The organism is Pseudomonas sp. R62, assembly GCF_000257605.1.
In the GTDB taxonomy this organism is placed as follows: domain Bacteria; phylum Pseudomonadota; class Gammaproteobacteria; order Pseudomonadales; family Pseudomonadaceae; genus Aquipseudomonas; species Aquipseudomonas atacamensis.
In genome coordinates, this window is the sequence record NZ_JH635999.1 from 2,189,387 (window position 1) to 2,199,389 (window position 10,003).

General features: G+C 61.1%; 11 protein-coding genes. 6 read left to right on the forward strand and 5 right to left on the reverse strand.

The window, feature by feature from the left end; translation table 11 throughout:
- A partial coding sequence (locus OQK_RS27645; protein ID WP_038861873.1) for an AMP-binding protein occupies positions 1 to 392 on the reverse strand: 392 nt, incomplete at its 3' end.
- 300 nt (positions 393 to 692) lie between these two features.
- Between OQK_RS27645 and OQK_RS27650 the strand changes: the two genes are divergently transcribed.
- The 4 genes from OQK_RS27650 (at position 693) to OQK_RS27665 (ending at position 6,342) form a co-directional block, all read left to right on the forward strand.
- Entirely contained in the window at positions 693 to 1,856 is a 1,164-nt protein-coding gene (locus OQK_RS27650) for an isovaleryl-CoA dehydrogenase (RefSeq protein WP_016775311.1), read from the forward strand.
- Between the two features lie 106 nt (positions 1,857 to 1,962).
- Complete coding sequence (locus OQK_RS27655; RefSeq protein WP_016775312.1) at positions 1,963 to 3,567, forward strand: carboxyl transferase domain-containing protein; 1,605 nt, start codon at positions 1,963 to 1,965, stop codon at positions 3,565 to 3,567.
- A gap of 13 nt (positions 3,568 to 3,580) precedes the next feature.
- Positions 3,581 to 4,393 (forward strand): gamma-carboxygeranoyl-CoA hydratase, encoded by an 813-nt coding sequence (locus OQK_RS27660; protein ID WP_016775313.1) that lies wholly within the window; start codon positions 3,581 to 3,583, stop codon positions 4,391 to 4,393.
- Positions 4,393 to 6,342: an acetyl-CoA carboxylase biotin carboxylase subunit gene (locus OQK_RS27665; RefSeq protein ID WP_016775314.1), complete on the forward strand. Its 1,950-nt coding sequence runs from the start codon at positions 4,393 to 4,395 to the stop codon at positions 6,340 to 6,342. The genes OQK_RS27660 and OQK_RS27665 overlap by 1 nt, the downstream gene beginning before the upstream one ends.
- A gap of 42 nt (positions 6,343 to 6,384) precedes the next feature.
- Here the strand turns inward: OQK_RS27665 and OQK_RS27670 are convergent, their stop codons facing one another.
- A complete protein-coding gene (locus tag OQK_RS27670; RefSeq protein ID WP_038861876.1) occupies positions 6,385 to 7,044 on the reverse strand; it encodes a LexA family protein in 660 nt (219 codons plus the stop codon).
- A gap of 130 nt (positions 7,045 to 7,174) precedes the next feature.
- On the opposite strand from OQK_RS27670, the gene OQK_RS27675 reads away from it, so the two are divergent.
- Positions 7,175 to 7,573, forward strand: coding sequence for a DUF6124 family protein (locus OQK_RS27675; RefSeq protein ID WP_038862224.1), 399 nt, complete (start codon positions 7,175 to 7,177; stop codon positions 7,571 to 7,573).
- A 104-nt stretch (positions 7,574 to 7,677) separates the two neighbouring features.
- Here OQK_RS27675 and OQK_RS29765 read toward each other — a convergent pair whose 3' ends face one another.
- Positions 7,678 to 7,896 (reverse strand): hypothetical protein, encoded by a 219-nt coding sequence (locus OQK_RS29765; RefSeq protein WP_136493759.1) that lies wholly within the window; start codon positions 7,894 to 7,896, stop codon positions 7,678 to 7,680.
- 95 nt (positions 7,897 to 7,991) lie between these two features.
- Between OQK_RS29765 and OQK_RS27680 the strand changes: the two genes are divergently transcribed.
- A complete protein-coding gene (locus OQK_RS27680) occupies positions 7,992 to 9,143 on the forward strand; it encodes a M14 family metallopeptidase (RefSeq protein WP_016775317.1) in 1,152 nt (383 codons plus the stop codon).
- 59 nt (positions 9,144 to 9,202) lie between these two features.
- On the opposite strand, the gene OQK_RS27685 is transcribed toward OQK_RS27680, so the two are convergent.
- Positions 9,203 to 9,748: a cytochrome b gene (locus OQK_RS27685; RefSeq protein WP_016775318.1), complete on the reverse strand. Its 546-nt coding sequence runs from the start codon at positions 9,746 to 9,748 to the stop codon at positions 9,203 to 9,205.
- A partial coding sequence (locus OQK_RS27690; RefSeq protein ID WP_038861877.1) for a catalase occupies positions 9,745 to 10,003 on the reverse strand: 259 nt, incomplete at its 5' end. The genes OQK_RS27690 and OQK_RS27685, both read right to left, overlap by 4 nt.

Here is a 10,003-nt window from a genome sequence, read left to right on the forward strand (position 1 = left end):
CCGGCACAGACCAGCCACTGGCAGCCGGACTGCTTGAGCACGTACTCGAGTTCGGAGCTGCGATAGGCGGGATTGATATTGACCAGGATCACGCCGATCTTCGCCGTGGCGAACTGGGTAATGCACCACTGCGCGCAATTCGGCGCCCAGATGCCGAGGCGATCGCCGGTCTGCAAGCCCAGTGCGAGCAAGGCCCTGGCCTGCTCATCCACCGCGTCGGCCAGTTGCCGCCAGGAGTAACGCAACTGCTGATGGCGTACCACCAAAGCCTCACCGTCCGGGTACTGCGCGACAGTCTGATCGAAGCGCTGACCGATGGTCATCGCCAGCAGGGCTTGGTCCTGAGAGCCACGGGTGTAGCTGCGCTGCGGGTTTGCACTGGGTTGATCCATGACGACCCCTATTGTCTTTATTAGTGGGTTTTCCCGGTTTTGAATCCCTGTGGGAGCGAGCCTGCTCGCGAATACGCTGCGTCATTCACCCTTTAGGGCGACTGATACAGCGCTTTCGCGAGCAGGCTCGCTCCCACCAGAAACAAACCGATATCTGATCCTGAACTGCCCTTACTCTCGCCCAAGTTGACGCTTACGTAAAGCCGATTGACAGTCGAACTGTGGAAGCTTTACGTTAACGTAAAGCTGAACGCCGATTCGTCGTGCGCTCCACCCGATAAAAAAGCCAAAAGGTGACCCATGAGCTATCCATCCCTGAATTTCGCCCTCGGTGAAACCATCGACATGCTGCGCGATCAGGTGCAGTCCTTCGTCGCCGATCAGATCGCCCCGCGTGCTGCGCAGATCGACCACGACAACCTGTTCCCCGCCGACATGTGGCGCAAATTCGGTGACATGGGCCTGCTCGGCATCACCGTGCCGGAGGAGTACGGCGGCGCGGGTCTGGGTTATCTGGCGCACGTAGTGGCGATGGAAGAAATCAGCCGCGGCTCGGCGTCGGTGGCGTTGTCCTATGGCGCGCACTCCAACCTCTGCGTCAACCAGATCAACCGCAACGGCAATCACGAACAGAAAAGCAAATACCTGCCGAAGCTGATCAGCGGCGAGCACGTCGGCGCCTTGGCGATGAGCGAGCCCAACGCCGGTTCCGACGTGGTATCGATGAAACTGCGCGCCGACAAACGCGGCGACCGCTTCGTCCTCAACGGCAGCAAAACCTGGATCACCAACGGTCCGGACGCCAATACCTACGTGATCTACGCCAAGACCGACCTGGAAAAAGGCCCGCACGGCATCACCGCATTCATTGTCGAGCGTGACTGGAAAGGCTTCAGCCGCAGCAACAAGTTCGACAAGCTCGGCATGCGCGGCTCCAACACCTGCGAGCTGTTTTTCGATGACGTCGAAGTACCCGAAGAGAACATTCTCGGCGTGCTCAACGGTGGCGTGAAAGTGCTGATGAGCGGCCTCGATTACGAGCGCGTGGTGCTCTCGGGCGGCCCGACCGGAATCATGCAGTCGTGCATGGACCTGATCGTGCCGTACATCCACGACCGCAAGCAGTTCGGCCAGAGCATCGGCGAATTCCAGCTGATCCAGGGCAAAGTCGCCGACATGTACACCCAGCTCAACGCCAGCCGCGCTTATCTGTACGCGGTGGCCCAGGCCTGCGAGCGCGGCGAAACCACGCGCAAGGACGCGGCCGGGGTGATCCTCTACACCGCCGAACGCGCCACGCAAATGGCCCTCGACGCGATCCAGATTCTCGGCGGCAACGGCTACATCAACGAATTCCCCGCCGGCCGCCTGCTGCGCGACGCCAAGCTCTACGAAATTGGCGCCGGCACCAGCGAGATCCGCCGCATGCTGATTGGCCGCGAACTGTTCAACGAGACGAAATGACCTCGTCAGCTGCAAGCCGCAAGCTACAAGCTGCAAGAGAACCACGCTCTCGCCCCAACTTGCAGCTTGCCGCTTGTAGCTAGAAGCTGCTTACGGAGTAAGCCCCATGATTCTGCACACTCAGCTCAACCCGCGCTCGGCGGAGTTCGCCGCCAACAGTGCGGCGATGCTCAAACAGGTTGACGCGCTGCACACCCTGCTCGCTCAAGTCGCGCAGGGCGGCGGTGTCAAAGCTCAGGAACGCCACACCTCGCGGGGCAAATTGCTGCCGCGCGAGCGCATCAATCGCTTGCTCGACCCCGGCTCGCCGTTTCTCGAAATCAGCCAACTTGCCGCCCATGCGGTTTACGGCGAAGACGTGCCGGCTGCCGGGGTGATCGCCGGCATCGGTCGCGTTGAAGGCGTTGAATGCATGATCGTCGCCAACGATGCGACGGTGAAAGGTGGCTCGTATTACCCGCTCACCGTGAAAAAACACCTGCGCGCGCAGACCATCGCCCAGCAGAATCGCCTGCCGTGCATTTATCTGGTGGATTCCGGTGGCGCCAACCTGCCGCGTCAGGACGAAGTGTTTCCGGATCGCGAGCACTTCGGGCGGATCTTTTTCAATCAGGCCAACATGAGCGCCATGGGCATCCCGCAGATCGCCGTGGTCATGGGTTCGTGCACCGCTGGCGGCGCATATGTGCCGGCGATGGCGGACGAAGCGATCATGGTGCGCAACCAGGCGACGATTTTCCTCGCCGGCCCGCCGCTGGTGAAAGCCGCGACCGGTGAAGTGGTCAGCGCCGAAGATCTGGGCGGCGCCGATGTGCACTGCAGGACCTCCGGCGTGGCCGACCATTACGCCGAGAGCGATGAACACGCCCTCGCCCTCGCCCGCCGCAGCGTCGCCAACCTCAACTGGCGCAAGCTCGGCGAAGTGCAGCAACGCCCGCCGATCGCGCCGCTGTACGCCAGCGACGAGTTGTACGGCGTGGTTCCGGCTGACGCCAAGCAGCCATTCGATGTGCGCGAAGTGATTGCGCGGCTGGTCGACGGCTCAGTGTTCGATGAGTTCAAAGCCCTCTTCGGCACCACGCTGGTCTGCGGTTTCGCTCACTTGCACGGCTATCCGATCGCGATTCTGGCGAATAACGGCATCCTTTTCGCCGAAGCCGCGCAGAAAGGCGCGCACTTCATCGAGCTGGCCTGCCAGCGCGGCATCCCGCTGCTGTTTCTGCAGAACATCACCGGTTTCATGGTCGGCCAGAAGTACGAAGCCGGCGGCATCGCCAAGCACGGCGCGAAACTGGTGACCGCAGTGGCCTGCGCCAAGGTGCCGAAATTCACCGTGATCATTGGCGGCAGTTTCGGTGCCGGCAACTACGGCATGTGCGGTCGCGCTTACGACCCGCGTTTTTTGTGGATGTGGCCGAACGCGCGGATCGGCGTGATGGGCGCCGAACAGGCCGCCGGAGTGCTGGTGCAGGTCAAGCGCGAACAAGCCGAACGCAGCGGTCAGGCGTTCAGCGCCGAGCAGGAGACCGAGATCAAGCAGCCGATTCTCGATCAGTACGAAGAACAGGGTCACCCCTACTACTCCAGCGCGCGGCTGTGGGACGACGGCGTCATCGACCCGGCGCAGACCCGCGACGTACTGGCCCTGGCCTTGTCCGCGTCGCTGAACGCGCCAATCGAACCGAGCCGCTTCGGCGTGTTCCGGATGTGATGGGGAGAATCTGATGAACGACTTCAATACCCTCGAACTGCAAAACGATCCACGCGGTTTCGCGACGCTGTGGCTCAATCGCGCGGAGAAAAACAACGCATTCAACGCCGAGATGATCCGCGAACTGATCCTCGCCCTCGACAAGGTCGCCAGCGATTCGAGCCTGCGCTTCCTGCTGCTGCGTGGGCGCGGCAAGCACTTCAGTGCCGGCGCCGATCTGGCGTGGATGCAGCAATCGGCAGAACTCGATTACCACACCAATCTTGACGATGCCCGCGAGCTGGCCGAGCTGATGTACAACCTCGCCAAGCTGAAAATCCCCACGCTGGCGGTGGTTCAGGGCGCGGCGTTTGGTGGCGCGCTGGGCTTGATCAGTTGCTGTGACATGGCGATCGGCGCCGATGACGCGCAGTTCTGCCTGTCGGAAGTGCGCATCGGCCTGGCACCGGCCGTGATCAGCCCGTTCGTGGTGCAGGCGATCGGCGAGCGGGCGGCGCGGCGTTATGCGCTGACCGCCGAGCGCTTCAGCGGGCAGCGGGCGCGGGAGATCGGCTTGCTCGCCGAAAGCTATCCTGCGGCGGAACTGGAGCAACAGGTCGAACAGTGGATCGACAACCTGTTGCTCAACAGCCCGGCCGCGATGCGCGCCAGCAAGGACTTGCTGCGTGAAGTCGGCAACGGCGCGCTGACCCCGGCCCTGCGCCGCTACACCGAAAATGCCATCGCGCGGATTCGCGTCAGCCCTGAAGGCCAGGAAGGCTTGCGTGCCTTCCTGCAAAAACGCCCACCGAACTGGCAAGCCGCATCAACCAAGGAGTCGCGTTGATGAGCGCACCTGTGATTACCACCCTGCTGGTGGCCAACCGCGGCGAAATCGCCTGCCGCGTGATGCGCACCGCCAAGGCTCTGGGCCTGACCACCGTCGCCGTGCACAGCGCCACCGACCGCGATGCGCGGCACAGCCGTGAAGCCGATATCCGTGTGGATCTGGGCGGCAGCAAGGCTGCCGAGAGTTATCTGCAAATCGATAAATTGATCGCCGCCGCCAAGGCCAGCGGTGCCCAGGCGATTCATCCCGGCTACGGCTTTCTATCGGAAAACGCCGGATTCGCCCGCGCCATCGAAGGCGCCGGGCTGATCTTCCTCGGCCCGCCCGCCTCGGCCATCGATGCGATGGGCAGCAAATCCGCCGCTAAGGCGCTGATGGAAAAGGCCGGCGTGCCACTGGTGCCGGGCTATCACGGCGAAGCGCAGGACCTCGACACCTTCCGCGAAGCCTGCGAACGCATCGGTTATCCGGTGCTGCTCAAGGCCACTGCGGGTGGTGGCGGCAAAGGCATGAAAGTGGTCGAGGATGTCAGCCAACTCGCTGAAGCCCTCGCCTCGGCGCAGCGCGAAGCGCAATCGTCGTTTGGCGACTCGCGGATGCTGGTGGAAAAGTATTTGCTCAAGCCACGTCACGTGGAAATTCAGGTGTTCGCCGATCAGCACGGCAACTGCCTGTATCTCAACGAGCGCGATTGCTCGATCCAGCGTCGGCACCAGAAAGTCGTCGAAGAGGCCCCGGCGCCGGGTCTGACGCCCGAGTTGCGCCGGGCAATGGGCGAAGCGGCTGTGCGTTCGGCGCAGGCGATCGGTTATGTCGGCGCCGGCACCGTGGAGTTTTTGCTGGATGCGCGCGGCGAGTTTTTCTTCATGGAGATGAACACGCGGCTGCAAGTCGAGCACCCTGTGACCGAAGCAATCACCGGGCTGGATCTGGTCGCCTGGCAGATTCGCGTCGCCCGTGGGGAAGCGCTGCCGATCACCCAAGCGCAGGTGCCACTCAATGGTCACGCGATCGAAGTGCGCTTGTATGCCGAAGATCCGGCGAATGATTTCCTGCCGGCCACCGGGCGTCTGGACTTGTACCGCGAATCGGCACAGGGACCGGGGCGGCGGGTAGACAGCGGCGTTGAGGAAGGTGACGAGATCTCGCCCTTCTACGATCCGATGCTCGGCAAACTGATTGCCTGGGGTGAAGATCGCGAACAGGCGCGCTTGCGTTTGTTGAGCATGCTCGACGAGTTTGCGATTGGCGGGCTGAAGACCAACATCAATTTCCTGCGCCGGATCATCGCGCATCCGGCGTTTGCGGCGGCAGAGCTGGATACCGGGTTCATTCCGCGCTATCAGGAGCAATTGCTGCCAGCGCCGGGCGCGTTGAGCGATGAGTTCTGGCAAGCGGCGGCGCAGGCGTTTGCGCAGAGTCTGCCGAAGCATGCGCGGGCGGATGATCCCGCCTCCCCCTGGTCTTGCAGCAGTGGTTTGCGCGCAGGTTTGCCGGCGCAAATCACCTTGCACTTGAGCTGCGAGGGACAGGATCGCGCGTTGACCTTGAGAACTGCGGCCCCTGCAAAACTGCTGGGCGAGGCGCTGACCATCGAGCATGACGGCGTGCGCCGCACATTGCGGGCGATTCGTCAGGGCGGCGCGTTGTATCTGGAATGGGACGGCGAGTTGCGGCGCATCGAAGCGTTCGATCCGATCAGTGCCGTCGAAGCCAGCCACAGCCATCAGGGCGGTCTGACCGCGCCAATGAACGGCAGCATCGTGCGCGTGCTGGTCGAATCGGGACAGTCGGTTGCGGCCGGGGCGCAACTGGTGGTGCTTGAAGCCATGAAGATGGAACACAGCATCCGCGCGCCGCACGCCGGTGTGATCAAAGCGCTGTATTGCCAGGAAGGCGATATGGTCAGCGAAGGCAGCGCTTTGGTTGAACTGGAAGAGGGATGAAATAAAAGGATCGACCCTCGCCTTGAGCGAGGATCGATCCGCTCAGTAACGCGCCGTTGCCTGAACCACCACGCCGATGATCCGGCATTCATCGGTGAGCAGGGTTTTCGGCCAGGTCGGGTTGAGCGGCACCAGGTAGCGCTGGCCGGCCTGTTCGTCGAGTTTGCGGAAAATCGCTTCTTCGCTGTCCGGCCACTGGGCGATCACCAGTTTGCCAGGCACTGCCTCCAACTCTGGGTCAACCAGAATCAGCATGCCCTCGGCAATGCTCTGGCCGCTCGGCGCGGTCATCGAATCCCCCGTCACCGTCAGCCAGAACGCGGCACCGCCACGAGCGTGGTAATCCGTCAGTTCGAAGCGCTGCTTCGCTGATGCTCCGGGATAGCTCGCCGCAGTGTCACGCACTTCGCACGGTGCACGCCAATCGCAGACCGGATAACGGAAGTACGGGTTGTACTTCTGCGCCAGCGGCATTTCGTCTTCCGGCGTCGGCTGCGGTTCGCGAATCACCAGAACGACTTCCAGGAAGTCCATTCCCAGCGCCTTGAGCACGCGGTTCATTTCGGTAACACCGGGTTCGCGACGCTTGTTCAGCCAATGACCGATCCCGCCCTGGGACATGCCGACGCGCTCTCCGAGCTCTGTTTGAGTGACTTTGAGTTCACTCATCTTGGCCTTGACCAACTCAATCCATTTATCCATGTGCCGCACCTTACGCGGACGTCTTCGACCGGCAAAACACATATTGTAGTATTTAAATTCTCGTCACAAATACAGGCGGTACTATCCTAAGGAAACGGACTTTCAATCGAACATGGAGTGACGTTTCATGATGAACATCAGCAGCAAAGACCTGCCCGATCTGCAAATCGACACCAGCTTCACCTCCCCTCAAGGCAATGCCGCCGCACAGCGCGCGCTGGACTACTACTTGAAACCGGCTGTTTCAGAACCCGAGACGGACGAACGTTTTTTCAATGTCAAAGGCCATCTCAGCGGCGAGGAAGCGCTGGTGCATGCCTCGGATCTGTTGCGATGTGCAGCCGCCACCGCGTTCAAGGCCGCAGAAAACCTGCAAGGCACCAGTCGCGATCTGGCCTTTTCGGTGGTGCACATGGTGGATATGGCGCGGGCGATGGTCGACCATTCGATCGACAACGACGAAGTCACGGCGGACAAGGTACGGGCGGACAGGAAAGAATTTTCCCATCGCGCAGATAAAAACATTTGACTTGCAAATGATAATGATTATTATTGCAAGCAGCTGGTCGCGAGATCAGTCGATGGACCAGAGACCTTAGGTCGGTCTTCTGGACTATCTCCTCATCAGGCTAATCACGGTTTTTGACCCGGCTTTTTGCCGGGTCTTTTTTTGCCCGTTTTTCGGGCTTGTGTCTTCAGGCTAATGAAGTCTTCAGGTGCTGCAAATTCGATGGCGCGGATAATATCAAAAGAATATTGATTGGCAAGCCGAGCCCGGCCACATTGGGCAAAACTAATGGCAATCAGCACTTGAGAATCAATCGCATAGCCTCTAAGCTGCTGGCGCGTCACGGAAGACGCCCCCCGCTCCACCCGCAATTCCCCTCGGTTTCAGCCCTGCCTGCGTGTAAAGTACCGGTCATAAAAATCCTGCTCTGGAAGCGATTATGACCGTGGCCAAATCTTCGTTCGACATCAGCGCCAATTTCGACAGCGGCAATATCCAAGTCATCGACATCAGCAACCCGCTCAATCCGGTTCTGGCCATCCGCCCGGACACCCGCAGCGCTCATTTTCAGTGGTTCCACTTCAAGGCCAGCGGCCTGCATGTGCATCAGGAACACTGGTTTCGTCTGGTCAACGCCAGCCAGTCCTCCTATAACAAGGCCTGGACCGGCTATCAGGCAGTCGCCTCCTACGACCACGTCAACTGGTTCCGCATCCCCACCAGCTTCGAAGGCGACAGCCTGCGCTTCTGCCTCGAAGCCGAACAGACCCACGCCTGGTTCGCCTACTTCGAACCCTACAGCCGCGGCCGCCACGACTGGTTGATCGAGCAGGCGCTGAGCAAGGCTGGCACCGAATTGCTGGCGACCGGCAAAAGTGTCGAGGGCCGCGACATTCAGCTGCTGCGCAAAGGCACCGGTGCCGAAGGCCAGCGCAAGATCTGGATCATTGCCCAGCAGCATCCGGGCGAGCACATGGCGGAATGGTTCATGGAAGGCGTGATTGAGCGTCTGGAGCGCCAGGACGATCCGGTATTGAACAAACTGCTGGCCAGCGCCGATCTGTATCTGGTGCCGAACATGAACCCGGACGGCGCCTTCCATGGCCATCTGCGCACCAATGCCATGGGTCAGGACTTGAACCGAGCCTGGCAGAACGCTAGCCAGGACATCAGTCCGGAAGTGCTTTTCGTCCAGCAGCAGATGGAAAAATATGGCGTCGATGCGTTTATCGACGTGCACGGCGACGAGGAAATCCCCCACGTCTTTACCGCCGGCTGTGAAGGTAATCCTGGCTTTACATCGCGCATCGAAAAGCTTGAAGAGCATTTCCGCAGCCATCTGAAGCACACCACCAAAGACTTCCAGACCACCTACGGCTACACCCGCGACGAACCGGGACAGGCCAACATGACCCTGGCCTGCAACAGCGTCGGGCAGAAATACGATTGCCTGTCGCTGACCCTGGAGATGCCCTTCAAGGACCACGACGACCACCCGGACAAGATCACCGGCTGGTCGGGCAAACGTTCCAAGCAATTGGGCAAGGATGTGCTGACCACCCTCGCCGACATGGTCGACACCCTGCGCTGATCCCCTCCTCTGTAACGACAAAAGATCGCAGCCGACCTGCGATCTTTTGCTTTACAGGGTCAGCCGCGATCACGCCCGCGCAACATGCTGTCGAGCACTTCGTCACGACGCACCCAGCCATGAAACAGCGCCGCCGCCAGGTGCAGCAGCACCGTCAGAAACAGCAGATACGCCAGATAGCCATGGGACTTGCGCAGCAACGCAAACAGTTGCGCGTCAGCCGGCACAATCGACGGCAGATGCAGCGACGCCGTGAGCATCACCGGCTCGCCCGAGGCACTGATCATCGCCCAGCCGAGCAGCGGCAACACCAGCATCAACGCATACAACAAGACGTGGGAAGCCTTGGCTGCCAGTACCTGCCAGCCCGGCAGATCATCCGGCAGCGGCGGTTGGCGGGTGGTGAAGCGCACCAGCAGGCGCACGATCACCAGCGCCAGAATCGCGATGCCCAGCGGCTTGTGCAAATGAATCAGCCATTCATGGCGAGACGACACCGAAGTGACCATGCCCGCGCCGATAAACAGCATGGCGATGATCATCAGCGCCATCAGCCAGTGCAGCAGGCGCGCCAGCAAAACGAAATGCGTCGGTTGCTTGTTCATGGACGAGCCTCCTGTTTGGCGGCGGGCAACTGGCTGACTTCGCTGGTGCGACGCAGGTAGGAATCGGCATAGCCGGCAGAACGCGCGGCCAGCAGTGGATCTTCCGAGCCTTGAATCCCGGCCGGCAGCACCAGCGGGTCGTAGTTGATGTCGCGGCATTCACCGCTGAGCTGCGGCTGGGTTTTCTCCAGCACCAAAGTCCCGGCGTTCAGCACTTTGCGATTTGCGGGCCAGGTCTTGCTGGCATCGTTGACC

Bases quoted from the DNA above. Each gene is read 5' to 3' on its own strand.
- OQK_RS27660 (WP_016775313.1), top strand. From the start codon at position 3,581: ATGAACGACTTCAATACCCTCGAACTGCAAAACGATCCACGCGGTTTC.
- OQK_RS27680 (WP_016775317.1), top strand. From the start codon at position 7,992: ATGACCGTGGCCAAATCTTCGTTCGACATCAGCGCCAATTTCGACAGC.
- OQK_RS27655 (WP_016775312.1), top strand. From the start codon at position 1,963: ATGATTCTGCACACTCAGCTCAACCCGCGCTCGGCGGAGTTCGCCGCC.
- OQK_RS27665 (WP_016775314.1), top strand. From the start codon at position 4,393: ATGAGCGCACCTGTGATTACCACCCTGCTGGTGGCCAACCGCGGCGAA.
- OQK_RS27685 (WP_016775318.1), bottom strand. From the start codon at position 9,748: ATGAACAAGCAACCGACGCATTTCGTTTTGCTGGCGCGCCTGCTGCAC.
- OQK_RS27650 (WP_016775311.1), top strand. From the start codon at position 693: ATGAGCTATCCATCCCTGAATTTCGCCCTCGGTGAAACCATCGACATG.
- OQK_RS27670 (WP_038861876.1), bottom strand. From the start codon at position 7,044: ATGGATAAATGGATTGAGTTGGTCAAGGCCAAGATGAGTGAACTCAAA.
- OQK_RS27675 (WP_038862224.1), top strand. From the start codon at position 7,175: ATGAACATCAGCAGCAAAGACCTGCCCGATCTGCAAATCGACACCAGC.